Source organism: Limimaricola cinnabarinus, from assembly GCF_002723615.1.
Lineage (GTDB): Bacteria > Pseudomonadota > Alphaproteobacteria > Rhodobacterales > Rhodobacteraceae > Limimaricola > Limimaricola cinnabarinus_B.
The window spans coordinates 92,389-116,762 of record NZ_KZ304952.1; the positions used below are offsets into that span (position 1 = coordinate 92,389).

General features: G+C 68.7%; 26 protein-coding genes. 12 read left to right on the top strand and 14 right to left on the bottom strand.

The window, feature by feature from the left end; translation table 11 throughout:
- Positions 1 to 57 precede the first annotated feature (57 nt).
- Positions 58 to 486 (top strand): VOC family protein, encoded by a 429-nt coding sequence (locus tag CJ301_RS03640; RefSeq protein WP_099274409.1) that lies wholly within the window; start codon positions 58 to 60, stop codon positions 484 to 486.
- Between the two features lie 34 nt (positions 487 to 520).
- Here CJ301_RS03640 and CJ301_RS03645 read toward each other — a convergent pair whose 3' ends face one another.
- From CJ301_RS03645 to CJ301_RS03655, 3 genes are all read right to left on the bottom strand, one after another.
- Positions 521 to 1,030 (bottom strand): MarR family winged helix-turn-helix transcriptional regulator, encoded by a 510-nt coding sequence (locus CJ301_RS03645; protein ID WP_099274411.1) that lies wholly within the window; start codon positions 1,028 to 1,030, stop codon positions 521 to 523.
- A gap of 81 nt (positions 1,031 to 1,111) precedes the next feature.
- Complete coding sequence (locus CJ301_RS03650) at positions 1,112 to 1,417, bottom strand: succinate dehydrogenase assembly factor 2 (protein WP_099274413.1); 306 nt, start codon at positions 1,415 to 1,417, stop codon at positions 1,112 to 1,114.
- Positions 1,414 to 1,797, bottom strand: coding sequence for a helix-turn-helix domain-containing protein (locus CJ301_RS03655; protein ID WP_099274415.1), 384 nt, complete (start codon positions 1,795 to 1,797; stop codon positions 1,414 to 1,416). The genes CJ301_RS03650 and CJ301_RS03655 overlap by 4 nt, the downstream gene beginning before the upstream one ends.
- A 128-nt stretch (positions 1,798 to 1,925) precedes the next feature.
- Here CJ301_RS03655 and CJ301_RS03660 point away from each other — a divergent pair, with 128 nt between their 5' ends.
- Entirely contained in the window at positions 1,926 to 3,128 is a 1,203-nt protein-coding gene (locus tag CJ301_RS03660; RefSeq protein ID WP_099274417.1) for a pyridoxal phosphate-dependent aminotransferase, read from the top strand.
- 13 nt (positions 3,129 to 3,141) lie between these two features.
- A complete protein-coding gene (locus CJ301_RS03665; RefSeq protein ID WP_099274419.1) occupies positions 3,142 to 3,561 on the top strand; it encodes a hypothetical protein in 420 nt (139 codons plus the stop codon).
- A 3-nt stretch (positions 3,562 to 3,564) separates the two neighbouring features.
- Here CJ301_RS03665 and CJ301_RS03670 read toward each other — a convergent pair whose 3' ends face one another.
- Together CJ301_RS03670 and CJ301_RS03675 are read right to left on the bottom strand one after the other, a co-directional pair.
- A complete protein-coding gene (locus CJ301_RS03670; protein ID WP_099274421.1) occupies positions 3,565 to 4,173 on the bottom strand; it encodes a DedA family protein in 609 nt (202 codons plus the stop codon).
- Positions 4,174 to 4,205: 32 nt separating this feature from the next.
- Complete coding sequence (locus CJ301_RS03675) at positions 4,206 to 5,597, bottom strand: MATE family efflux transporter (protein WP_099274423.1); 1,392 nt, start codon at positions 5,595 to 5,597, stop codon at positions 4,206 to 4,208.
- Between the two features lie 122 nt (positions 5,598 to 5,719).
- Here CJ301_RS03675 and CJ301_RS03680 point away from each other — a divergent pair, with 122 nt between their 5' ends.
- The 3 genes from CJ301_RS03680 to CJ301_RS03690 all read left to right on the top strand — a co-directional run bounded on the left by CJ301_RS03680 (position 5,720) and on the right by CJ301_RS03690 (position 9,621).
- Positions 5,720 to 7,003: an alpha/beta hydrolase family protein gene (locus tag CJ301_RS03680; protein ID WP_099274425.1), complete on the top strand. Its 1,284-nt coding sequence runs from the start codon at positions 5,720 to 5,722 to the stop codon at positions 7,001 to 7,003.
- 140 nt (positions 7,004 to 7,143) lie between these two features.
- Positions 7,144 to 9,099, top strand: a complete 1,956-nt coding sequence (gene parE / locus CJ301_RS03685) for a DNA topoisomerase IV subunit B (RefSeq protein ID WP_099274427.1) — start codon at positions 7,144 to 7,146, stop codon at positions 9,097 to 9,099.
- A gap of 9 nt (positions 9,100 to 9,108) precedes the next feature.
- The gene (locus tag CJ301_RS03690; RefSeq protein ID WP_099274429.1) at positions 9,109 to 9,621 is read left to right on the top strand and encodes a hypothetical protein; all 513 of its coding nucleotides are present in this window, start codon (positions 9,109 to 9,111) and stop codon (positions 9,619 to 9,621) included.
- Between the two features lie 9 nt (positions 9,622 to 9,630).
- On the opposite strand, the gene CJ301_RS03695 is transcribed toward CJ301_RS03690, so the two are convergent.
- Both CJ301_RS03695 and CJ301_RS03700 read right to left on the bottom strand, forming a co-directional pair.
- Positions 9,631 to 10,308 carry an ABC transporter ATP-binding protein gene (locus CJ301_RS03695; RefSeq protein WP_099274431.1) on the bottom strand — a complete coding sequence of 226 codons (678 nt, stop codon included), beginning with the start codon at positions 10,306 to 10,308 and terminating at the stop codon, positions 9,631 to 9,633.
- Positions 10,301 to 11,587, bottom strand: a complete 1,287-nt coding sequence (locus tag CJ301_RS03700) for a lipoprotein-releasing ABC transporter permease subunit (RefSeq protein ID WP_099274433.1) — start codon at positions 11,585 to 11,587, stop codon at positions 10,301 to 10,303. The genes CJ301_RS03695 and CJ301_RS03700 overlap by 8 nt, the downstream gene beginning before the upstream one ends.
- A gap of 182 nt (positions 11,588 to 11,769) precedes the next feature.
- Here CJ301_RS03700 and CJ301_RS03705 point away from each other — a divergent pair, with 182 nt between their 5' ends.
- Positions 11,770 to 12,750, top strand: a complete 981-nt coding sequence (locus tag CJ301_RS03705; protein ID WP_099274435.1) for an NAD(P)-dependent alcohol dehydrogenase — start codon at positions 11,770 to 11,772, stop codon at positions 12,748 to 12,750.
- A 3-nt stretch (positions 12,751 to 12,753) separates the two neighbouring features.
- Here CJ301_RS03705 and proS read toward each other — a convergent pair whose 3' ends face one another.
- Positions 12,754 to 14,091: a proline--tRNA ligase gene (proS, locus tag CJ301_RS03710; protein ID WP_099274437.1), complete on the bottom strand. Its 1,338-nt coding sequence runs from the start codon at positions 14,089 to 14,091 to the stop codon at positions 12,754 to 12,756.
- A gap of 188 nt (positions 14,092 to 14,279) precedes the next feature.
- Here proS and CJ301_RS03715 point away from each other — a divergent pair, with 188 nt between their 5' ends.
- The 4 genes from CJ301_RS03715 (at position 14,280) to CJ301_RS03730 (ending at position 19,930) form a co-directional block, all read left to right on the top strand.
- Positions 14,280 to 15,404, top strand: a complete 1,125-nt coding sequence (locus CJ301_RS03715; protein WP_099274438.1) for an AI-2E family transporter — start codon at positions 14,280 to 14,282, stop codon at positions 15,402 to 15,404.
- Positions 15,389 to 16,015: a DnaA/Hda family protein gene (locus CJ301_RS03720; RefSeq protein WP_099274439.1), complete on the top strand. Its 627-nt coding sequence runs from the start codon at positions 15,389 to 15,391 to the stop codon at positions 16,013 to 16,015. The genes CJ301_RS03715 and CJ301_RS03720 overlap by 16 nt, the downstream gene beginning before the upstream one ends.
- Positions 16,016 to 16,064: 49 nt before the next feature.
- Positions 16,065 to 18,254 carry an RNA degradosome polyphosphate kinase gene (locus CJ301_RS03725; protein ID WP_099274440.1) on the top strand — a complete coding sequence of 730 codons (2,190 nt, stop codon included), beginning with the start codon at positions 16,065 to 16,067 and terminating at the stop codon, positions 18,252 to 18,254.
- Between the two features lie 128 nt (positions 18,255 to 18,382).
- Positions 18,383 to 19,930, top strand: a complete 1,548-nt coding sequence (locus CJ301_RS03730; protein ID WP_099274441.1) for a Ppx/GppA family phosphatase — start codon at positions 18,383 to 18,385, stop codon at positions 19,928 to 19,930.
- On the opposite strand, the gene CJ301_RS03735 is transcribed toward CJ301_RS03730, so the two are convergent.
- Genes CJ301_RS03735 through CJ301_RS03755 form a run of 5 tightly spaced genes read right to left on the bottom strand, consistent with a single transcriptional unit; the run spans position 19,927 to position 23,263 of the window.
- Positions 19,927 to 20,577: an HAD-IA family hydrolase gene (locus tag CJ301_RS03735; RefSeq protein WP_099274442.1), complete on the bottom strand. Its 651-nt coding sequence runs from the start codon at positions 20,575 to 20,577 to the stop codon at positions 19,927 to 19,929. The genes CJ301_RS03730 and CJ301_RS03735 overlap by 4 nt on opposite strands.
- 57 nt (positions 20,578 to 20,634) lie before the next feature.
- Positions 20,635 to 21,009 carry a hypothetical protein gene (locus CJ301_RS03740; RefSeq protein ID WP_099274443.1) on the bottom strand — a complete coding sequence of 125 codons (375 nt, stop codon included), beginning with the start codon at positions 21,007 to 21,009 and terminating at the stop codon, positions 20,635 to 20,637.
- 10 nt (positions 21,010 to 21,019) lie between these two features.
- Positions 21,020 to 22,033 carry an endonuclease/exonuclease/phosphatase family protein gene (locus CJ301_RS03745; RefSeq protein WP_099274444.1) on the bottom strand — a complete coding sequence of 338 codons (1,014 nt, stop codon included), beginning with the start codon at positions 22,031 to 22,033 and terminating at the stop codon, positions 21,020 to 21,022.
- Positions 22,033 to 22,761, bottom strand: coding sequence for a molecular chaperone DjiA (locus tag CJ301_RS03750; RefSeq protein ID WP_099274445.1), 729 nt, complete (start codon positions 22,759 to 22,761; stop codon positions 22,033 to 22,035). The genes CJ301_RS03745 and CJ301_RS03750 overlap by 1 nt, the downstream gene beginning before the upstream one ends.
- Before the next feature lie 31 nt (positions 22,762 to 22,792).
- Positions 22,793 to 23,263, bottom strand: coding sequence for a GNAT family N-acetyltransferase (locus CJ301_RS03755; protein ID WP_099274446.1), 471 nt, complete (start codon positions 23,261 to 23,263; stop codon positions 22,793 to 22,795).
- 224 nt (positions 23,264 to 23,487) lie between these two features.
- Here CJ301_RS03755 and CJ301_RS03760 point away from each other — a divergent pair, with 224 nt between their 5' ends.
- Positions 23,488 to 23,961, top strand: a complete 474-nt coding sequence (locus CJ301_RS03760; RefSeq protein WP_254050061.1) for a DUF4174 domain-containing protein — start codon at positions 23,488 to 23,490, stop codon at positions 23,959 to 23,961.
- 119 nt (positions 23,962 to 24,080) lie between these two features.
- Here CJ301_RS03760 and CJ301_RS03765 read toward each other — a convergent pair whose 3' ends face one another.
- Positions 24,081 to 24,299 carry a hypothetical protein gene (locus CJ301_RS03765; protein ID WP_099274448.1) on the bottom strand — a complete coding sequence of 73 codons (219 nt, stop codon included), beginning with the start codon at positions 24,297 to 24,299 and terminating at the stop codon, positions 24,081 to 24,083.
- Positions 24,300 to 24,374: the final 75 nt, after the last annotated feature.

Consider the following 24,374-nt stretch of genomic DNA (forward strand, 5'->3'; position numbering starts at 1 on the left):
CGCCGGGCGTGCTAGGCTCCGCGCCAACCGAATATTCACGGATGAGGGAGAGCCGCAATGGCGCTGAAATATCTGCACACCATGGTCCGGGTGAAGGATCTCGAAAAGAGCATGGCCTTCTACGAGCTGCTCGGGCTCAGGGAAACGCGCCGCAAGGAAAGCGAAGGCGGCCGCTTCACCCTCGTCTTCATGGCTCCTCCGGGCCAGGAAGAGTGCCCGGTCGAGCTGACCTGGAACTGGGATGGCGATGATGCGCTGCCCTCGGACAGCCGTCATTTCGGCCATCTCGCCTACAGCGTCGACGACATCTATGCCACCTGCCAGCACCTGCAGGACAACGGCGTGACCATCAACCGCCCCCCGCGCGACGGGCACATGGCCTTCGTGCGCTCGCCCGACAACATCTCGATCGAGTTGCTGCAGGCCGGAGATGCCCTGCCCCCGCAGGAGCCGTGGTCCAGCATGGAGAACACCGGTCACTGGTGACCCGGTATGGCCCCGCCGCCCAGGCGCGGCGGGGTCAGTAGATGTAGCGGATCTGGTCGGTCCAGTAGCGTTCGATCCGGCGCAATGACATGGTGATGTCGTCGATGCCGGACTGGTCGAGCACCCCGCGCGACAGCATGCCCGCGGCATGGCCCTCGAACAGCTTGTCGACGATGTCGCGGATGCGGCGGCCCTGATCGGTCAGCCGCACGCGGACCGAGCGCCGGTCGATCTGGCAGCGCTGGTGGTGCATGTAGCCCGCCTCGACCAGCTTCTTGAGATTGTAGCTGACATTGCTGCCCTGGTAGTAGCCGCGCGATTTCAGCTCGCCGGCCGTCACCTCGTTGTCGCCGACATTGAACAGCAAGAGCGCCTGAACGGCGTTGATCTCGATCACGCCGACGCGCTCGAATTCGTCCTTGATCACGTCGAGCAGAAGCCTGTGCAGCCGCTCCACCAGCGTCAGGCTGTCGAGATAGCTCATCATGAAGGCCACGTCACGCGCGCTGCGCGGTGCCAGCTCGAGAGAGGAATGCACACTCATTATAGGTTCTCCGTTCTGCGCGCCCATCAGGCAGCAATGGGGCAGAATGACGAAGAAACCGTTAAGTTGCGCGGATCCGCCTCAGCCGGGCCGCGTCACCCCGCGCGCGCCTTCGGCGATCTCGGCCACCAGCGCGCGATAGGGCTCGGGGGCCTGCCCGGCCCCGGCGACCCAGGCATAGAGGTCGTGATCGTTCTCCGACAAAAGCCGGTCGTAAAGCGCGAGGTCGGCATCGCTCATATCCGCGAGACGGCGCTGGGCGAAATCCTGCAGGATCAGGTCCATCTCCTTGATGCCGCGCCGCATGGAGCGCATCCGCAGCCGCCGCAGGCGGGTGTCGCGCGGCTCGTTGGCGGGGGCCGCGGGCTCGATCGGCAGCGCGCTCATGCGCCCGCCTCGAGGCTGCGCTTGAGCCGCTTTTCCAGCCGCGCCATGCGTTCGGCGGCCTGCATCATCTCGGTGCGCAGCACGCGCATCTCGGAGAGCACCTCCGACAGGGGCGGCGTCGTCTCGGCCTGCGGCGCCTCGGGGCCGTCGCCGCGCCCGGTCAGCAGCCAGCTGAGAGAGACGTTGAGCATGCCCGCCAGCATCTGCAGCCGGTTGGCGCGCGGCTCGTCCATGTCGTCCTCCCAGGCCTGCAGCGTCGAGATCTCGACCCCGAGCCGCGTCGCCAGCGCCTCCTGGTCGAGCCCCGCGCCCTCGCGCGCGCCCGCCAGCCTGTCGCCGAAGGTGGCGGCCGTCTCGCTGTAATAGCCTTCGTCCTGCATCGCGCGTTCCTCCTGCCCGTGGCGGCCGCTTGATGACGGCCTGCCCCCGCCATATGACATGGGCGGCGCCCCGTTTCCAGAACGGGCGCGACCAGTCCCGCGCAGCCAGCGACATCCCGGAGCCCGTCATGCCGTTTCTCTCCGACACCCTCTCGCGGGTGCAGCCCTCGCCCACCATCGCCATGACCAACAAGGCCGCCGAGCTGAAGGCCGAAGGGCGCGACATCATCGGGCTGTCGGCGGGCGAGCCCGATTTCGACACCCCCGCCCATATCGCCGAGGCCGGGCGCCGCGCCATCGCGGAAGGCAGGACACGCTACACCGCCGTCGACGGCATCCCCGAGCTCAAGCGCGCGATCCGCGCCAAGTTCGCGCGCGACAACGATCTCGACTACGCGCCATCCGAGATCAGCGTCGGCACCGGCGGCAAGCAGGTGCTCTACAACGCACTCATGGCGACGCTCAATCCCGGCGACGAGGTGATCATCCCCGCCCCCTACTGGGTGAGCTATCCCGACATGGTCCGTCTTGCCGGCGGCACGCCCGTCACCGTGGCCTGCGGACTCGATACCGGCTTCAAGATCACGCCCGCGCAGCTCGAAGCCGCGATCACGCCCGCGACCAAGTGGTTCGTGTTCAACTCCCCCTCGAACCCGACCGGCGCGGGCTATGGGTGGGAGGAGCTGGCGGCGCTCGCGCGGGTTCTGCTGCGCCACCCGCATGTCTGGGTGTTGACCGACGACATGTACGAGCATCTGACCTTCGGCGACTTCCGCTTCTGCACGCCCGCGCAGGTCGAGCCCGCCCTCAAGCCGCGCACGCTCACCGTCAACGGCGTCTCCAAGGCCTATGCGATGACCGGCTGGCGCATCGGCTATGCCGCAGGCCCCGAGCCACTGATCCGCGCCATGGCCAAGGTGCAGTCGCAATCGACCTCGAACCCCTCCTCGATCAGCCAATGGGCGGCGGTCGAGGCGCTCGATGGGCCGCAGGATTTCATCGCCGACAACAACGCCATCTTCGCGCGGCGGCGCGATCTGGTGGTCGAGGGGCTGAACGCCTGTCCGGGCGTCACCTGCCCGGTGCCCGACGGCGCCTTCTACGTCTATCCCGACATCTCGGGCTGCATCGGCAAGACGAGCGCGGGCGGCACCGCGATCGCAACGGACGAGGATTTCGCCACGGCGCTTCTGGAGGAGGAAGGCGTCGCGGTGGTGTTCGGCGCGGCCTTCGGCCTTTCGCCGAATTTCCGGGTGAGCTACGCTACATCCGATGCGATGCTGAGCGAGGCCTGCGTCCGAATTCGCCGCTTTTGCGAAGGGTTGCGCTGAACGAGGGGACCCGATGACCGACCTGTCCGGCTATTATTTCCGCGTGAAGGAAACGGGCGGCACCATGTACCGCATCGGCGACGAGACAAGGCACCGCCGGGTCGATCTCGAACAGGTCGCGGTGATCAACACCCGCAATGGCGACATTCGCGGCCCGGGCAACCGCCCCCTCGCGCCCGAGGATCAGGCCGCCGCCGAAAGCTGGCTCGCGCAGCGGCGCGAGATCCTCGCCGCGCGGCAGATCGACGACATCCACCGCGCCATCGACCACATGAACCTCACCGCGCAATGGGTGCAAAGCCAGGCCAGCCCCGAGGATCTCGAAGCGGTGACCGAGCCCCTGCTGCTGGCGATGCATGACCTGCGCACCATCCTCGTGCGCAAGAAGGCCGACCGGGTCGAGGCCGCGCGCGAAGCGGCGGCGCAGGGCTGAGCCTCAGCCCGTCCGCTTGCGCCCCTTGCCGCGAAACACCCGCCACAGGTAGAGCAGCACGATCACCGCGATGATGCCGTTGGTCACCGGGTTGAGCCAGCCCTGCACCCGCTCGTATTGCGATTCCAGCACATAGCCCGCCCCGAACAGCGCGCCGACCCAGATCACGCTGCCCGCGGTGGTATAGACGAGAAACCGGCCCAGCGGCATGTTCTGCAGCCCCGCCGGCACCGAGATCAGCGTGCGCACCGTCGGGATCATGCGCCCGAAGAACACCGCCGCCGCGCCGTGCCGGTCGAACCAGTCCAGCGCATGCTCGATGCTGTGCCGATCGAGGGTCAGCCAGCGCCCGTGCCTGTCGACCCAGTCCATGATGCGTTCGCGCCCGAGCCTGCGGCCGACCTCGTACCACAGCCAGGCGCCGGCGACCGAGCCTATGACCCCGCCGATGAAGGTCAGCACCGGGCCGGAGGAGCCGGTCGCGGCATTGTAGCCCGCAAGCGGCATGACCAGCTCGGAGGGAATCGGCGGAAACACGTTCTCGAGGAACATGAGCGCCGCGACGGCGAATGCGCCGCCCGCGGCGATCCAGGTGGTGATGAAATCGAACATGCCCGGCCAACGTCCGGCGGGCCGGGCGGTTCCTAGACCGCGCCGATCCGCACCGAACGCGACCAGAAGCGCCACAGCAGCATGACCGCCGCAAGGCCGAGACCCACCACGAGGCCGAGCCAGACCCCCGCCGCGCCGAGCCCGGCGGGAAAGCCCAGCAGGTAGCCCGCCGGCATGCCGATGAGCCAATAGCTGATCGCGGCGAGCACCATCGGCACGCCGGTGTCCTGCACCCCGCGAAGCAGGCCCAGCGCCATGACCTGCAGCGCATCGACGACCTGAAACAGCGCCGCCAGCATCAGCAGCGAAATGCCGGTGGCGACCACCGCCCCGCGCGCCGGATCGTCCGGATCGACGAAGGCCGAGACGAAGGGTTCGGGGATGGCGACGAAGACCAGGCCGATCAGCCCCGCCGACACCACGGAAAGCACCACCCCCGACTGGCCGATCATCCGCAGCGCCGTCTCGTCGCGCCGGCCCAGCGCCCGGCCCGCGCGCACCGTCGCCGCCTGGCTCAGGCCGACCTGGATCATGAAGGCGACCGAGGTCACCTGCAGCGCGATGCCATGCGCCGCGAGCGGCACCGCGCCGATCCAGCCGACCATGATGCCGGTCGCGGTGAACAGCCCGCCCTCGGCAAGGCTGGTGAGCCCGATCGGCGCGCCGAGCCGCGCCACCCGGCCCAGCTCCTCCCAATCGGGCCGCCACAGCCGCCGCACGAGATCGTATTCCGGCAGCTTGCGCAGCGCATAGGCCACGAGCGCCACCGCCTGCAGCGCCGCCATGGAGAGCGAGGCGATCGCAGCACCGCGGATGCCCAGCTCGGGCGCCCCCCAGTTGCCGAAGATCAGCGCGTAGTTCAGCAGCGTGTTGCAGACCGCCATGCCCAGCGTCGACCACAGCAGGATGGCGGTGTGCTCCAGCGCCGAAAGGAACGAGCGCATCACCATCGCCACCAGCCCCGGCACCATCGCCCAGGCCGCGATCCGCAGATAGGCCTCGCCCGCCGCGGCCACCTGCGGCTCCTGCCCCAGCGCGAGGAAGATCTCTTGGGTCCACATCAAGGGCGGCACGAAGACCGCGGCATAGATCATGCCCGCCCAGAGCCCCATCCGCGTGACCCGCCGCACCATCACCGCGTCCCCGGCCTCGGCCGCCGTCGCCACCACCGGCATCACCGCCCAGGCAAAGCCGGAACCCACGATGAAGATCAGGAAATAGAGCGAGGTCGCCAGCGTCGCCGCCGCCAGCGCGGTCACGTCGTACCAGCCGAGCATCACCGTGTCGGTGACGTTCATCGCCATCTGCGCGAGGTTCGAGCCGATCAGCGGCAGGGCCAGGGCGAAGAGCTTGCGGCCGTGCTGGGCACGGGTCAGCGCCTCGAAGGGCTTGGCCGGGGCGGTGGAGAGGTCTGCTTGCGTCATTCGATCTGACTACGCCGCCCGCCCCGCCCCCGTCCAGAACGAGATTGTACCCAAGGCGCGCCCGCGCCTTGTCATGAGGGGCGGAGTGTGCCCCCATCCCCGCGCAACCCGGAGGAGAGAGAATGACCAGGATCCTGCTCGCCGCCTCGGCGGCGCTCTGCGCCGCGCCCGCGCTGGCCGAGAACCGCATCGACTTCGTGCGCCCCGACGCGCCCGAACTGGCCGCCCATGGCGATCACGCGGTCGGCGTCACCACCATGCGCTTCACCCGCGAGGAGGTGCCCGACGTGGCCCGCGCCAGCGAGGACGGCGTCGAGAGCTACGACCGCGAGATCACCGTCGAAGTCTGGTATCCCGCGGCCCGAGGCACCGAACCCGGCGGCAGCTACACCGCGCTCCTGCGCGACGGCGTGACCGAGGTGCAGCTGCAGGGCCGCGCCGCGCGCGACGCCGATCCGGCGGCGGAGGGCGAGTTCCCGCTGGTCGTCGTCTCGCATGGCTACCCGGGCAACCGTTTCCTGATGAGCCACCTCGCCGAGAACATCGCCACCAAGGGCTATGTCGTGGCCTCGGTCGACCACCCGGATTCGACCTATGACGACATGGGCGCCTTCGGCTCGACGCTGGTGAACCGCCCGCGCGACCAGGCCTTCGTGCTGGACCGGATGGCCGGGCTCGAAGACGGGATCGGCGCGATCACCGATGGCGACACCGCCGCCGTCATCGGCTACTCCATGGGCGGCTACGGCGCGCTGATCTTCTCGGGCGCGGGGCTGACCGAAGACTTCCGCAGCTCGCGCTACGCGCCGCCGCAGGAGCTTCTGGAGATCAACGCGCATGGGGCCGACAGCATGGCCGATCTGCCCGACGACCGGGTCAGGGCCGTGGTCGCGATCGGCCCATGGGGCCGCAACCGCGACGCCTGGGATGCCGAGAGCCTCTCGGCCATCGACACGCCGCTGATGCTGATCGCGGGCGGGGTGGACGACGTGTCGGGCTACGACGCGATCCGCTCGATCTTCGAGGAGACCACCGGCACCGAGCGCCACCTGCTCACCTTCGAGAACGCCAATCACAACGCCGCCGCGCCGATGCCCGCGCCGATGGAAAGCTGGGAGGTCTCCGAGACGCTCGGTTACGCCCCCTTCGACCACTACGCCGACCCGGTCTGGGACACGACCCGGATGAACAACGTCACCCAGCACTTCGTCACCGCCTTTCTCGACCTGCACCTGAAGGGCGACGCGGCCAAGGCCGATTACCTCGATCTCGTGCCCGACAGCGCCGACGCCGTCTGGGACCGCGCCGAGGACGGCACGCCGAACGAGGCCGACAGCTACTGGACCGGTTTCCCGAACCGCACTGCCAAGGGGCTGCGCTTCGAGACCCTGCCCGCAGGGGAATGACCCAAGCGCCGCGCGTCACGGCGCGCGGCCGCCACCGGCAGAACCGGCACGAAAAGTGAACGCCATCGCCACGCGCCGGCGTTGCCCCCGGCCCCGCCTCCGGGTTATATGGCCGTCACCCCAGAACAAGAGCAGTGCCCATGCCCGACGATCTCCTCTCCGGCGCCGAGCCCGCCTATGACGCCTCCTCCATCGAAGTCCTCGAAGGGCTGGAGCCGGTCCGCAAGCGCCCCGGCATGTATATCGGCGGCACCGACGAGCGGGCGCTGCATCACCTCGTGGCCGAGGTGCTCGACAACTCCATGGACGAGGCCGTGGCGGGCCACGCCAACCGGATCGAGGTCGAGCTTCTGGCCGACTACTCCGTCGTGATCCGCGACAATGGCCGCGGCATCCCGATCGACCCTCACCCCAAGTTCCCCGGCAAGTCGGCGCTGGAGGTGATCCTCTGCACGCTGCATGCGGGCGGCAAGTTCTCAGGGAAAGCCTACCAGACCTCCGGCGGCCTGCACGGCGTCGGCGCCTCGGTCGTCAATGCGCTCTCCGACAGCATGGTCGTTCAGGTCGCGCGCAACCGCGAGCTTTACGAGCAGCGCTTCTCGCGCGGCAAGCCCGAGGGCCCGGTCGCCAAGATCGGCGCCGCCCCCAACCGGCGCGGCACCACCGTCACCTTCCACGCCGACGAGGAGATCTTCGGCCATCACCGCTTCAAGCCCGCGCGGCTGATGAAGATGGTGCGCTCCAAGGCCTATCTCTTCTCGGGCGTCGAGATCCGCTGGAAGTCCGAGATCGACGATGGCGAGACCCCGAAGGAGGCCACCTTCCACTTCCCCGGCGGCCTTGCCGACTACCTCGCCGAAACCTTGGGCAAATCCTCGACCTATGCCGACAAGCCCTTTGCCGGCACCGTCGAGTTCTCCGAGAAGTTCAACGTGCCCGGCAAGGTCGAATGGGCGGTGAACTGGACGCCCTCGCGCGACGGCTTCACCCAGTCCTACTGCAACACCGTGCCGACGCCCGAGGGCGGCACGCATGAGAGCGGCTTCTGGGCCGCGATCCTCAAGGGCATCCGCGCCTATGGTGAACTGGTCAACAACAAGAAGGCGGGCCAGATCACCCGCGAGGACCTGACCACGGGCGGCTGCGCGCTGGTCTCGTGCTTCATCCGCGAGCCGGAATTCGTGGGCCAGACCAAGGACCGGCTGGCCACCACCGAGGCGCAGCGCCTCGTCGAGAACTCGGTGCGCGATCATTTCGACAACTGGCTCGCCTCCGACACCAAGTCCGCGGGCGCGATCCTCGATTTCCTCGTGCTGCGCGCCGAGGAGCGGCTTCGGCGCAAGCAGGAGAAGGAGACGGCCCGCAAGACCGCGACCAAGAAGCTGCGCCTGCCGGGCAAGCTGGTCGACTGCTCCGCCAACAACCGCTCCGGCACCGAGCTTTTCATCGTCGAGGGCGACTCGGCGGGCGGCTCGGCCAAGATGGCGCGCGACCGCAAGACGCAGGCGCTGCTGCCGCTCCGCGGCAAGATCCTCAACGTGCTGGGCGCGGCCTCGTCGAAGCTCGGCTCCAACCAGGAAATCAACGATCTGACGCAGGCGCTGGGCGTCGGGCTCGGGCCGAAGTTCAACGTCGACGATCTGCGCTATGACAAGATCATCATCATGACCGACGCCGATGTCGACGGCGCGCATATCGCGGCGCTCCTGATGACCTTCTTCTTCAGCCAGATGCGCCCGATGATCGACCACGGCCACCTCTACCTCGCCTGCCCGCCGCTCTACCGGCTGACCCAAGGGGCCAGGCGCCTCTATGTCTCCGACGACGCGGAGAAGGACCTGATGATGCAGAAGGGTCTCGGCGGCAAAGGCAAGATCGATGTGCAGCGCTTCAAGGGTCTGGGCGAGATGGACGCCAAGGATCTGAAGGAGACGACGATGGACCCGAACTCGCGCAAGCTGATCCGGGTGTCGATCAGCGACGACGAGCCGGGCGAGACGGCGGATCTGGTCGAGCGGCTGATGGGCAAGAAACCGGAGCTGCGGTTTCAGTATATTCAGGAGAATGCACGATTTGTTGAGGAATTGGATGTCTGATCGGAGGCTATGGCCGATGATCTTGATGATCCCCTAGTCGAAACAGGTGCCTACCCGCGCCAAGACCTGACGCGGGATGGCTATTTTCGAGCAAGTGAGCCATGGAGCGAGGCCGAGGAACGGGTCTTGCTGCAGCTTCACATGGAGCTCCGCCTGTCCGATGAGGGCATGTCCCGGCATCTGGCCCGACCGCCCGGCTCGATTCGGTATCGTCTGCGGCGCTTGCTCGACCCCGATGGTGTTGGGCGCGCCCGGGAGAGGCTGAGGACCGAACACCCTTTGCGCCGTGTGCTGATGGGCAGACATCCGGTCACCGGCAAACCGCTCTCGCCTGATTCCGCGTGGCGGCACCCCGCGATCCTCAACGATCTGCCGATCATCCTGAAGTCATGCGAGGTCGCGGATGCGGCTTCGCATGATCGGGCGCCAATGCCCAATCCGCCAGCATGCAGGCCCACCCGGCGAACCTCCGCCACGCTCCACAGGATGGAGTTGGACGACGACGTTATTGAAGAGGGATGAACCTTGCGCTCAGGCCACCACCCCGTGATCCATCCGCACCACCCGATCCATCCGGCTCGCCAGTTCGAGATTATGCGTCGCGATCAACGCCGAGAGCCCCGTGCCGCGCACCAGTTCCATCAGCGCGCCGAAGACCCTGTCAGACGTGTCGGGATCGAGGTTGCCGGTCGGCTCGTCGGCCAGCAGCAGGCGCGGCGCATTGGCCAGTGCGCGGCAGAAGGCCACGCGCTGCTGCTCGCCCCCCGATAGCGCCGCCGGGCGGTGATCGGCGCGCGGCTCGACGCCGACCTGTGCCAGAAGCTCCCGCGCCCGCGCCTCCGCCTCGCGGCGCGAGACGCCCGCCGCAAGCTGCGGCAGCACGATGTTCTCCAGCGCCGTGAACTCGGGCAGAAGATGGTGGAACTGGTAGATGAAGCCGACATCGGCGCGGCGCACCTGTGTGCGGCGGCGATCCGAGAGCTTGGTCATCTCCTGCCCCGCGATCTCGACATGGCCCGCATCGGGCGTGTCGAGAAGCCCCGCGATGTGCAAAAGCGTCGACTTGCCCGCGCCCGAGGGTGCCACCAGCGCCACGACCTCGCCGGGGCGGATCACCAGATCCGCGCCGCGCAGCACCTGCACCTCGGAGGGCTTGCCCCGGTTGTAGGTCTTGGTGAGGCCCGAGAGCTTCAGGATCGGATCACTCATAGCGCAGCGCCTCGACCGGGTTCATCCGCGCCGCGCGGCGGGCGGGAAACAGGGTGATGACCCATGACAGGGTCAGCGACAGGGCCACGGCGGAGAGCACGTCGCCCAGCTCCAGCTTGGCGGGCAGCGCGTAGATGCCGCGGATCGACGGGTCCCAGACGCCGCCGCCCGAAAGATAGTTCACCGTGGCGAAGATCGGGTCGATCCAGATGGCGAAGGCACAGCCCAAGACCACGCCCGCGAGCGTGCCGATGGTGCCGATGCCCGCGCCGCAGATGAAGAACACCCTGAGCACCGAGCCTTCGGTCAGCCCCATGGTGCGCAATATGCCGATGTCGCGCCCCTTGTTCTTCACCAGCATGATCAGCCCGGAGATGATGTTCATGCTCGCGATCAGCACGAGGATCGACAGGATCACGAACATCACGTTGTCCTCGACCGTGAGCGCGCGCAAAAACGCGCCCGCGCTGTCGCGCCATGTCCAGAGAAACGCCGTCGGCCCCGCCGCTTCCATGATCTCGGGCACGAGATCCTGCACGTTGTCGGGGTCCTCGACCATCACCTCGATCTCGCCCGCGACGCCGTCGCGGTTGAAGAAGAGCTGCGCCTCCGACAGCGGCAGGTAGGCGCGCGTGCGGTCGATGTCGTAGCGCCCGGCGGTGAAGATATAGGTCACTTCATAGGCCGAGACGCGCGGGCTCTGCCCCATCGGGGTGCGCGCGCCGTTGGGCGACAATATCCGCACCTTGTCGCCGATCACCGCGCCCAGCTCGCGCGCCACGCCAGAACCCAGCGCGATCCCCTCCTCGAAGCGCGCGATGTCGCCGATGCCGGTCTCGGGGTCGGCGATGCGCGGCAGGGAGGCGAGATCCTCGGCCCGGATGCCGTAGACCTCGACGCCGGCATTGCCCGCATCGAAGCTCGCCATCACCTGCCCGCGCACCACGGGGGCGGCGCGGGTGACGCCGTCGATCTGCATCAGCCGCTCGGACAGACCCTCGTAATCCTCGATCACCCGGCGGGTGATCTCGGTGCCCTCGATCACGCTGTCCTGATAGACGGTGACATGGGCGTTGGCGCCGAGGATGGTATCGATGAATTCCTCGCGGAAGCCCGCCCGCACCGACAGCGTCGCGATCAGCGCGAAGACGGCAAGGGTGATGCCGACGAGGCTGATCCAGGTCATGACGCTCACCCCGCCCTCGGCGCGGCGGGCGCGGATGTAGCGCCAGGCGATCATCCACTCGAAGGCGGAAAACGGGGCGGTGCGGTTGGCCATGGAGGGTCCCTTGAAATGCGCGCGGACCTTGGGGGGAGGCGCGGGCGGGGTCAAGCCGCGACGCCGCCACCTCACGCCACGGTGCTTGACGAGAACGGCGGCGCCGGGTCAGCTTGGCCCTTGGGGGATGTCATGACCGGCGCGCCGCGCCCGCATGGCCGCATTTGGGGGGAGGAGCGCCGATGCGCGCCGTGATCTGCCGCGCCTATGGCGGCACCGAGCATCTCGAAATCGTCGAGCGCGCCCTGCCAGAGCCGGGGCCGGGCGAGATTCGCGTCGGGCTCTGCGCCGGAACGGTAAGCGCGGGCGACTGGCGCATCCGTTCGCTCAGCGTGCCGCCGGGCTACGGGCTGATGCTGCGCGCCGCCTTCGGCTGGACCGGGCCGCGCCAGCCGGTGCTGGGCACCGCCTTTTCCGGGGTGGTGGAGGCGGTCGGGCAGGACGTGACCCGCTTCGGCCCGGGCGACGAGGTGTTCGGCTCGACCGGCATGAAGATGGGCGCCCATGCCGAGGCGGTGGTGCTGCCCGAGGGGGGCGCGGTGGTCCACAAGCCGCATGTGCTGATCCATTCCCAGGCCGCCGCCCTGCCCTTCGGCGCGACCACGGCGCTGCAGTTCCTGCGCGATCGCGGGCGGCTCAAGCCCAAGCACAGGCTCTGCGTCGTCGGCGCCTCGGGCGCGGTCGGCACGGCGGCGGTGCAGATCGGCCGGGCGATGGGCGCGCATGTGACCGCCGTCTGCTCGGCCGCCAATGCCGATCTGGTGCGCGATCTGGGCGCGCGCGAGGTGATCGCCCATGACGAGGGCGAAGACCCCTTCGCCGAGGAAAACCGCTTCGACGTGATCCTCGACACGGTGGGTCAGGCACCCCTGAAGCGACGGATGCGGGCGCTGCGCCGCCGGGGGCGGCTGCTGCTGGTCTATGCGGGGCTCGGCACCGGGATCGCGTCGTGCTTCGTGGGCCGTGGCGGGCGACGGGCGCGGGGCGGCGTGGCAAATGAAAGCCGCGCCGACATGGAGGAGATCGCCCGGCTCATCGAGGCGGGCGATCTGCGCGCGGTGATCGACAGCCGCTACCGGCTGTCGCAGATCGCGCAGGCCTATGACCGGGTGGCGACGGGCCGCAAGCGCGGCGCCGTGGTGCTGCTGCCCGACGACATCTAGCCTTCAGAGATAGGCGTAGATCCGGGCGATCTTCTCGACCGCCTGCTCGGGCGGCAGCTCCTCGCTTTCGCCGGTGCGGCGCGAGACCAGCTCGACCACGCCGTTCTTGAGCCCCTTGGGCCCCACGGTGATCCGCCACGGCAGGCCGATCAGGTCCATCGTGGCGAACTTGGCGCCCGCCCGCTCGTTGCGGTCGTCATAAAGCGGGTCGAGGCCCAGCGCCTGCAGACCGGCATAGATGCCCGCGCAGGCGGCGTCGGTCTCGGCGTCGCCCTGGCGCAGGTTGACGATGCCCACGTGGAAGGGCGTGACGCCTTCGGGCCAGATGATGCCCTTCTCGTCGTGGCTGGCCTCAATGATCGCGCCGACGAGCCGGCTCACGCCGATGCCGTGGGAGCCCATCTCGACCGGCACGCGCTGGCCTTCGGCATTGGTCACGGTCGCGCCCAGCGCCTTGGAATACTTGGTGCCGAAATAGAAGATCTGGCCGACCTCGATCCCGCGCGAGGAGCGGCGGCGCTCTTCGGGCACCGCGTCGAACAGCGCCGCATCATGCGTCTCGTCGGTCCGCGCATAGGGCGTGGTCCATTCCGAAACGATCTGCTTGAGCTGGTTCGGGTCCTCGTAGTTCACCACCCGGTCGGACAACTCCAGATCGAGGATGGCGCTGTCGTAGAACACCTCGCTCTCGCCGGTGTCGGCCAGCACGAGGAACTCATGCGTGTTCTCGCCGCCGATCGGCCCGGAATCGGCGCGCATCGGGATCGCCTTGAGCCCCATCCGCTCATAGGTGCGCAGGTAGCTCACCATGTGGCGGTCATACGCCTCGAGCGCGCTTTCGCGGTCGACGTCGAAATTGTAGCCGTCCTTCATCAGGAACTCGCGGCCGCGCATCACGCCGAAGCGCGGGCGCATCTCGTCGCGGAACTTCCACTGGATGTGGTAGAGCGTCTTGGGCAGGTCGCGGTAGGAGGAGATGTAGCTGCGGAAGATGTCGGTGATCATCTCCTCGTTGGTGGGGCCATAGAGCAGATCGCGCCCGTGCCGGTCCTTGATGCGCAGCATCTCCTCGCCATACGCCTCGTAGCGCCCGCTTTCGCGCCACAGATCGGCCGATTGCAGCGTCGGCATCAGAAGCGGGATATGCCCGGCCTTCTGCTGCTCCTCGTCGACGATGCGCTCGATGTTCCTGAGCACCTTGAGCCCCAGCGGCAGCCAGGAATAGATGCCGACGGCGGCCTGCTTGATCAGGCCCGCGCGCAGCATGTAGCGGTGGCTGACGATCTGCGCCTCGGCGGGCGTTTCCTTGAGCACGGGCAGGAAATAGCGGGTCAGGCGCATCGAGGAATCCTATTGTCAGAGAGCCGGGTCAGCCGGGGAGCGGACGAATTCCCCTGTAGGGGAGTGCCGCGCACCTGACAAGCGCCGTCCCGCCCTGCCCGCGCGCCGGCTTCGGGGGGCCAAAAGGCTTGCGTGCCACCCGCCGGGCGGCGACATAGGTAGCGCACCCCCCGCAAGGAGCGAATTTCGTGGCACTTCCGATCCAGCAGCAGGCGCGCATCTGGGCCGTCATCGCCGCCGTGGCCTTCGTGCTTTTGTGGCTGTTGGGCGACGTGATCCTGCCCTTTTTGCTCGGCGGCGCGCTGGCCTATCTGCTCGATCCGCTGGCCGACCGGCTGGAGCGGCTGGGGCTGAGCCGGACATGGGCGGTGGCGGTGATCGCGCTCGGCGTGGTGCTGGGCTTCGTGGCCGCCGTGCTCTTGCTGATCCCGACGCTGATCCGGCAGACCAGCCAGCTGGTGCAGACCGCGCCCGAGCTGTTCACCGGGCTGCGCGACTGGCTCGCCGCCCGCTTTCCCGAGCTGATGGACGACAGCTCCACCATCCGCGGTCAGCTCGACGCGATCGGCGCGGGCGTGCAGGCGCGCGGCGGCGAGATCCTCGAAGGCTTGCTCTCTTCGGCGATGGGGCTCCTCAACCTGTTGATGCTGTTCGTGGTGGTCCCCGTCGTCGCGGTCTACCTGCTGGTCGACTGGGACCGGATGGTGGCGCGGATCGACGAGCTTTTGCCGCGCGAGCACGCGCCGACGATCCGCCAGCTCGCGCGCGAGGTCGACCGGACGCTCGCCTCCTTCGTGCGCGGACAGGGGCTCGTCTGCCTGATCCTCGGCACCTATTACGCGGTGGCGCTGGCGCTGGTAGGCTTGAATTTCGGCCTCGTGGTCGGCGCGGTGGCGGGGCTCGTCACCTTCATTCCTTATGTCGGCGCGCTGGTGGGCGGCGTGCTGGCGATCGGGCTGGCGCTGTTCCAGTTCTGGGGCGACTGGGTCTGGATCGGCGCGGTGGCGGGCATCTTCGTCGCGGGCCAGATGATCGAGGGCAACGTCCTGACGCCGCGTCTCGTCGGCGGCTCGGTCGGGCTGCACCCGGTCTGGCTGCTCTTCGCGCTGGCGGTGTTCGGCACGCTGTTCGGCTTCGTCGGCATGCTGGTGGCGGTGCCCTTCGCGGCGAGCCTCGGGGTCTTTGCCCGCTTTGCCGTCGCGCGCTACCAGCAAAGCGCGCTCTACAGCGGCGGCCCCACGGCGATGCCGCCGCCCGTGACGCCGCCCGCCCCGCCCGCGACCCCGCCGGAGCGCGCATGGCGTGGCAACTGAGCCTCGATCTGCCGCTGGCGGTGGCGCTGGGCTCCGAGGATTTCATCCTGTCCGACGCCAACCGCGCCGCGCACCGCATGGTGACGGCGATGGGCTGGCCCGAGGGCAAGCTCGCCCTCACAGGCCCGCCCGGCTCGGGCAAGAGCCACCTCGCCCGCCTCTGGCAGGCGACCAGCGAGGCGATCGTGGTCGAGGACATCCAGCGCCTCTCTCCCGCCGCCGAAGAGACGCTGTTTCACCTGCACAACCGGCTCGCCGCCTCGGGCGGGCGGCTGCTGCTCACCGCCGACCGCGCGCCCGCCCGGCTCGACATCGCGCTGCCCGATCTGGCGTCCCGGCTGCAGGCGACGGCGGTGGCGCGGATCGCCGACCCCGACGACCGGCTCTTGCGCGCCGTGCTGGCCAAGCATTTCGCCGATCGCCAGCTGGTGCCGATGGCCGACGTGATCCCGTTTCTCGCCGCCCGGATCGAGCGCAGCTTCTCGAGCGCCGCCGCCGTGGTCGCCCGGCTCGACCGGCTGGCGCTGGCCGAGGCCCGGCCGGTGAGCCGGGCGCTGGCCCGCCGGGCGCTGGGCACATCGCTGGACATTCCTGCCGGACGGGCGCGATAGTGGGGCGACCCTTCATCCCGACGTTGCAAGAATGCGCCAGACAGCACCCATGACACAGGCCGATTTCCTCACTGCGGGCTTTCCCGAACCGGTGGCGCTCGACGCCGATCTCACGGGGCCTGCGCGTTTCGTCAATCGCGAGCTGAGCTGGCTCGGCTTCAACTTCCGGGTGCTGGAAGAGGCCGAGAACCCCCGCGTGCCGCTGTTGGAGCGGCTGCGTTTCCTGTCGATCTCGGCCACCAATCTCGACGAGTTCTACACCGTGCGCGTAGCCGGGCTGCGCGAGCTGGCGCAGGCCGGCAACGCCACGCCCGCGATGGACGGGCTCACCCCGGCCGAGCAGCTGCGCCAGATCGACCGCGAGGCGCGCGCGCTGATGGCGCGCCAGCAGGAGATCTACAAGACGCTGTGCGACGAGATGGCGGCGCAGGGCATCACCATCCTGAAGCGCTCGGATGTGGCCAAGAAGGACATGGCCTTTCTTTCGGACGCCTTTCTCAACCGCGTCTTTCCGGTGCTCTCGCCGCTGGCGATCGACCCGGCGCACCCCTTCCCCTTCATCCCCAATGAAGGGCTGGCGCTGGCGCTCTCGCTCGAGCGCGCCTCCGACAAGAAGCCGCTGCGCGCGCTCCTGCCGGTGCCTGCGCAGATCGACCGCTTCATCCAGATGCCCTCCGAGGAGGGGCAGCGCTACCTGCCGCTCGAAGAGCTGCTGCTTCTGAATCTCGACCAGCTCTTTCCGGGCTACAGGATGAAGGGGCACTGCACCTTCCGCGTGCTGCGCGACAGCGATCTCGAGGTCGAGGAGGAGGCCGAGGACCTGGTGCGCGAGTTCGAGGTCGCGCTCAAGCGGCGCCGCCGCGGCGAGGTGGTGCGCATGAAGCTCTCGGCCGGCGCGCCGCCCGCGCTCAAGGCCACCATCATGGAGGAGCTGCACATCCGCGACGCGGAGGTGATGGAGGTCGAGGGGTTGATCGGCATCGGCAATCTCAAGGAGTTGGTCACCGATGCCCGGCCCGACCTGTTGTGGCCGCCCTTCACCCCGCGGGTGCCCGAGCGGGTGCAGGACCATGACGGCGACATGTTCGCCGCGATCCGCCAGAAGGACATGCTGCTGCACCACCCCTACGAGACCTTCGACATGGTCAACCGCTTCCTGCAGCAGGCGGCGACCGATCCCGACGTGGTGGCGATCAAGCAGACGCTCTACCGCACCTCGCGCAACTCGCCCATCGTCGAGGCGCTGTGCGAGGCGGCCGAGGACGGCAAGTCGGTCACCGCGCTGGTCGAGCTCAAGGCCCGCTTCGACGAGGCCGCCAACATCCGCCAGTCGCGCCGGCTGGAGCGGGCGGGCGCGCATGTCGTCTACGGCTTCACCCAGTACAAGACCCATGCCAAGATCAGCACCGTGGTCCGGCGCGAGGGCGACGGGCTCGTCACCTACACCCATTTCGGCACCGGCAACTACCATCCCATCACCGCGCGGATCTATACCGATCTCTCCTTCTTCACCTGCGACGCGGCGCTGGGGCGCGACGCGACCAAGGTGTTCAACTATATCGGCGGCTCGGCCGAGCCGCTGGGCCTCGAAAACCTCGCCATCTCGCCGCTGACGCTGAAGACGCGGCTTCTGGAGATGATCGCGGCCGAGGCCGAGCATGCGCGCGCGGGCCGTCCGGCCGAGATCTGGGCCAAGCTGAACTCCATCGTCGAGGCCGAGGTGATCGACGCGCTCTACGAGGCAAGCCGCACGGGCGTGAAGATCTCGCTCGTGGTGCGCGGCATCTGCGGGCTGCGCCCCGGCATCGAGGGGCTCTCGGAGAACATCCGGGTGAAATCCATCGTCGGGCGCTTTCTCGAACACAGCCGCATCGTCTGCTTCGGCAACGGGCGCGGCCTGCCCTCGAAGAAGGCGCGGGTCTTCGTCTCCTCGGCCGACTGGATGGGCCGCAACCTCAACCGCCGGGTCGAGACGCTGGCCGAGATCACCAACCCGACCGTCAAGGCGCAGATCACCGATCAGATCATGGCCGCCAACCTCGCCGATGTGGCGCAAAGCTGGGTCATGGGCCCCGACGGGCGCTTTGCCCGCGCCGACTGGCCCGAGGACGGGCGCGCCTTTTCCTGCCACCGTTTCTTCATGGAAAACCCCTCGCTTTCGGGCCGGGGCACGGCCGGCGCAAGCGACGTGCCGCAGCTGACCCATGCGCATGACGAGGTCGAGCGAACTCTTTCGTAGAGAATTCAAGGCGCCGTCCATTTTTCCTTTGCCCCCGCCGGACAGGCCGTTAAGACCGCGCCCGATGCGGAGCGTTGACTCCGCAAGAGGCCGGGCCACATGCTGCGGCAGGATCATGAGGGGGCTTCATGAACGAACACAGCGACGCGCAGGGCGGCGACTGGGGGCCTTTCGGCCGACCGCTGTTCGACGATCCTACATCCCGCGCGCTCAGCCGGGTCGGCGTGGTCGATGTGGGCTCGAACTCGGTCCGGCTGGTGGTGTTCGACGGCGCGGCCCGCTCGCCCGCTTATTTCTACAACGAAAAGATCATGTGCGCGCTGGGCGAGGGCCTCTCCGAAACGGGCCGCCTGTCGCCCCGGGGTCGCGAGCGGGCGCTCAAGGCGCTCAAGCGCTTTGCCACGCTGGCCGTGGGCATGAACATCACGCCGCTCACCGCCGTTGCCACCGCCGCCGTGCGCGAGGCCGAGGACGGGCCGGAGTTCTGCGAGGAGGTGCTGCGCGAGACCGGGATCGAGATCCACGTCATTTCGGGCGATGAGGAAGCGCGGCTCTCGGCGCAGGGCGTTCTTCTGGGCTGGCCCGGCTCCTACGGCATGGTCTGCGACATCGGCGGCTCCTCGATGGAGCTTGCAGACATCGACGACGGCAAGGTGGGCCGCCGCCTCACCTCGGCGCTGGGCCCATTGAAGCTCAAGGAGGTCAAGGGCGGGGACAAGGGCCTCGAAGACTACATCAGGACCACGATCGACGAGATCCACGCCGAGATGAAGGGCGAGACCGGCATGCGGCTGTTTCTCGTCGGCGGCTCCTGGCGGGCGATCGCGCGCTGCGACATGACGCGGCGCGACTATCCGCTCACCGTGCTGCACGAATACCGCATGACCACCGAGGCCGTGGCCGAGACGCGGGCCTATATCGACGCCGAGGACCCGGAGGATCTGCGCGGCCGCGCCGGGGTCTCGTCGGACCGGATGGCGCTGGTGCCGCTGGCGATCCGGGTGCTCGACCGGCTGGTGAAGGTGTTCCAGCCCAAGGACATCACCATCTCCTCCTATGGCATCCGCGAGGGCATGCTCTACGAGCAGATGCCCCCCGCCCTGCGCGATCGCGATCCGCTGATCGAGGCCTGCCGCTTTGCCGAGGCCAAGGATGCGCGGATGCCCGGCTTCGGGCCGATCCTGTTCGATTTCGTGCGCCCGCTCTTTCCGCATGCCGACTGGCAGCGCAAGCGGATCATCAAGGCCGCTTGCCTCTTGCACGATGTCAGCTGGCGCGCCCATCCCGACTACCGCCCGCAGGTCTGCTTCGACAACGCCACCCGCGCGAACCTTGGCGGGCTCAAGCATTCCGAGCGGATCTTCCTCGGGCTGGCCCTGATGCATCGCTACTCCAACAAGCGCGAGGGCGCGCGCTACAAGCAGATGTTCACGCTGGTCTCCGACGAGGACAAGCGCGAGGCCGCCGTGCTGGGCAAGGCGATGCGGCTGGGCGCGATGCTGTGGCTCGGGGCCGAGACGGTGCCGGGCAACCTCGCTTGGAACGCGGTGGACAAGACGCTGACGCTCGATCTCGATCCGCGCGCGCGCGCGCTTTACGGCGAGGTGGCCGAGCAGCGGTTCAAATCACTGGCCTCGACGCTCGACGCCACCGGCGAGGTGCGCATCCGCGACTAGGCCAGAAGATCCGACAGGCGCGACAGCGGCCGGCTCTCACCTTGCGAAAGCCGGCCCGGCGCGGCCCAGCCGACGCCGCGAAACGCCATGCCCGCCGCCTGCGCCGTCGCCTCGTCGACCTCTGTATCGCCGACATAGATCGCCTCGCGCACGCCCAGATCCCCGATCACCGCGCGCAGATGGCCCGGATCGGGCTTGCGCGCGGGCACCGCATCGGCGCCGCGCACCGCGTCGAAGAAATGGTCGAGGCCGAGCTTTGCCAGCACCGTTTCGGTGAGCGCCTGCGGCTTGTTGGTGCACAGCCCGAGCCGCCAGCCCGCCGCCCGCAGCGCGGCGAGATCCTCGGCGACATGCGGAAAGATCGTCGTGCGCGCGACCGGCGCGTCGGCATAGCTTTCGAGATAGGCCGCCGTCAGCACGTCGATATCCGAAGGTGCCGCGGGAATGCGCTGCCGCCACAGCAGATCGGCCACCAGCCGATGCGCGCCATTGCCGATCAGCCCGATCACCACCGCTTCGTCCGCGGGCTCCAGCCCATGCGCCACGAAGCTCCGGTTCACCGCATGGGCGATGTCCGGCCCGCTGTCGATCAGCGTGCCGTCAAGATCGAAGACAGCGGCGCGCGGGCCGCCTTGCGCTGGCGTCATGAGCGTGTTCCGTGTGGCATTGCAGCAGCTTAGGCGCTGCACCGGCCCCGGCACAAGTCAGATGTCGTATTCGGGCGCGTCCGGGTCGGGCGTGAAGTCGGGCGCCTCGCGCTTGCGGCGGATGATGATGTCGCCATTGTCGAGGATCTCGGGCGCCTCGTAATTGGAGATGTCATCGATCCGGTCGAGCACGCCCATCAGCGCCGGACCCATCTCCGACAAAAGCGCGCGCAGATGCGGCTCGGCCATCTCGGCGAAGCCGCGGAAATCCTCGATGGCGGGCTCCATCTCACCCATGATCCCCTCGAAGAACAGCTCCGCCCCGCGCTGCATCAGGCCAAAACCCTCATCTTCGGGCGGCTCCTCGATCTGGGCGGTGGCGGGGCCGGCGATGAGCGCGGCGGCGATGGCGGCGTGCAGGATCTGTTTCATGCCTCGCAAGCTAGTCGGCCTCGCGCCGCTTTCCAGCCGGGTCGAGATCGAGCGTGACGGGGAAGTGATCGGAGGCGGCGAGCAAAGCCTCGCGCAGATCGGCATCGGCATAGATCTCCGGGTCGTCGAAGGGGTGCCAGATGCGCCAGCGGGGGCCGCATGCGCACAGATCGGGCGAAATCATCGCATAATCGAGCAACGCCGAGAGAATGCGCCAGTCGGGCGGCACGGCAAAGCGCGCGGTGGCGGGCTGGGCCGCCACCGGATGCGCGAGCGCGAGCCGGGCATGCGGATCGAAGAGCCGGCGCTCGGGCGCGTCGTCCTCTCCCAGCACGATCTCGACGCCCGAGCGGCCGAACAGCCGCTCCTGCGCGTCGAGGCCGGGGCCATCGTTGAAATCGCCCATCACCACGAGGCTGTCGCCCGCGTCGAGATGATCCTCGATCCGCGCCCGCAGCCAGCCGCATTGCGCGAGCTGCTTGCGGCGGTTCTCCACCGCGATGCGCTGCATTTCGCGCGCGTCATCGGCCCCATGCGGGGCCTTGGACTTGGCATGCACGCCGATCAGCCGCAGCGTCAGACCCTCCGCCTCGACCATCAATTCCAGCGGCGGCTTGGACCAGGTGATCCGGCTTTCGCCCTTGCCTGCATGCAGATCGAACCGCGGGGCGCTTGCGCTGGCGCGCGGGTCGTGGCGGGGGCGCAGGCGGTCGGGATCGTAAAGGAAGGCGATCTCCTGCTGGGTGTGGCTGCGAAAGCCGATCAGCGCCGCGCGCGTCCCGAGCCCGGCTTCGGCGGCGAAGGTCTCCAGCGCACGGACCCCGTCGCGTTTGCCGCCCGTATCGGGGGCCTCGACCACCACGATCCCGTCGGCGTCGAGCGCGCGCATCACATGGGCGATGGCTTCGAGCCGCCGCGCGCGGATGACGCCGTGGCGGGCGGAATCGCCCGCGTCGTGCTGCGGTCGGCCCGCATCGTCGAACAGCCGGTCGAACCAGGCGACGTTCCACGTCGCCAGCCGCATCAGGCGCGGCCTTCGTCGCCGCCCGGCGCGGCGGTGACGACCCGGCCCGCCCCCTGCCCTTCGGAGATCCGCTCCCAGGCGCGGTTGGCGGCGATGAGACGGCTCTCGGCCATCTTCATCGCCTCTTCAGGCAGGCCGCGCGCGATGAGCCGGTCGGGATGGGTCTCGCGCACGATGCCGCGCCAGGCGTCGCGGATCTCGTCCATGTCGTCATCGGGCGAAACGCCCAGCACGTCGTAGGGGTCGGGCTCGGCATCGGGGACGAAGCGGGCGCGCAGCCGCGCGAAGCTGCGCGAGTCGATCTCGAAGATCTCGGCCACCCGCTGCAGGAAGGCGTTCTCGGCGGGGTGATAGTCGCCATCGGCGAGCGCGATGTGGAACAGCCCCTCCATCAGGTCGCACAAGGGGCCCTTGTCGGCACCGAACATCGCGGCGATCTTGGCGGCGTAATCCTCGAAACCCGCCACGTCGGTGCGCGCCATGTTGAAGACGCGCGCGGCGTTGGCCTCTTCCTCGGGCGGGATGGTGAAGACCTCGCGAAACGCCGCGACCTCGCCGCGCGTCACCCGCCCGTCGGCCTTGGCCATCTTCGCGCCGAGCGCGATGACGGCGATGGCGAAGGCCACCGAGCGTTCCGGCGGGGTGCGCAGCCGGTCGAAGATCGAGGCGAGGCTTTCGCCCTGCCTCAGCGCCGCGATGATCTCAGCTATGCGTGTCCAGATCGACATGGGCCCACCTTAGCGCCGCGTTGCGGCATTGTCAGAGTCGTTTCTGCAGGATGGCAAGATCGAGCCAACGGCCGAACTTGCGCCCGACCTGCGGCATGTATCCGCTCCGCTCGAAGCCCATCCGCTCGTGAAAGGCGATGCCGGCGGTATTCTCGGCCGTGACGCAGGCGACCATGACGTGTTTGTCGGCGGCGCGCGCCGTCTCGAACAGCCGCCCCATCATCGCCCGCCCCGCGCCGCGCCCGTGCAGGCCGGGGGCAAGCAGGATCGTGTGCTCGACCGTGTGGCGGTAACCATCGGTGCCGCGAAAGGGAAACCAGCGGGCAAAGCCCTGCACGCCGTCTTCGTCCCAGACGAAGAAGGGATCGCCATTGCCGATGATCTGCGCGATCTCCGCCTCGCTGCGCTCGGTGGCGTTGAAGATCGAGGTCGTCTCCCGGATCACGCGGTTCCAGATGGCGCCGAGCGCGGGCGCGTCGTCGGGCGTGGCGGGGCGGATCATGTCGGTCTCCGGAAACTGCGTCGGCGCCCGTGATGTCGCGTCCCGCCACGCGCCGCAAGGGTTCTTTGGGATGGGGCGCGAGCCCCGGCGCCGATGCGGGCCGAATGCGCCGGGAGAGGCGACGTTACGCAAGAGCGGGTACGGATTGTCGCGCCGCTCTTCGCGCGCGGGGCAATCATGCCTATGTTGAAGACATGAAACAGTTTCGCCCCCTGCTCGCGCTTATGGCTCTTTTCTGGGCCGCTCCCCTCGTTGCCGCGCAGGAGGCCCCGGACCTTCTCATGCGATGGGCCGAGGAGCCGCGCGCGGCCTATCCCGTGGGCGAGGCGGAGCTCGACGAGTTCGAGTTCGTCGCCCGCCCGATCGTGGTCTTTGCCGACGGGACCACGGACCCGCAATTTCAGCGGCAGATGGGCTTTCTGGCCGAGCGGATCGACGAGCTGGCCGCGCGCGACGTGATCGTGCTGATCGACACCGACCCGGAGGCGCGCAGCCCGATCCGCCGCAGCCTGCGCCCGCGCGGCTTCGCGGTGATCCTGATCGGCAAGGACGGGCGCATCGCGCAGCGCAAGCCCGCCCCTTTCACCGGACGCGAGCTGATCCACGCCATCGACAAGCTGCCGCTGCGCCAGCAGGAGATCCGCGACGCGAACCGCCCGCTCGACGGCGCGGGGGCCCAGGCGCTGCCCTTGCGCTGAGCCAAAGGCGCGCGCAATGCCCGAGACCGCTTCGACCTCATGCGAAAGGGCCGCCGGGGTTTCCCCCGACGGCCCGTCATTTTCCGTGCAACCGGCGAGATGCCGGCTGCGGGCGCGGCTCAGTAGCAGCCGTTCGCGTTCGGGTTGGTCACGCAAGGCGCGATGCCGCCGATCGCACCGCCGACCAGCGCGCCGGTCACGGCGTCTTCGCCGGTGACTTCGGCAGCGGCGGCGCCAGCAAGGGCGCCGGTCGCGGCACGCTCACCGGGGGTCGCGCCGCAGGCAGCGAGGATCGCGGCGACGCCGAGCGCGCCGAGGAGTTTGAACTTGGAAGTCATTTTCGGTCTCCAGAAGTGAAGAATGGTGCCCCAGATGCCTCGATCACTGCCATGCCGACCGGCGCGGCGCAAGAG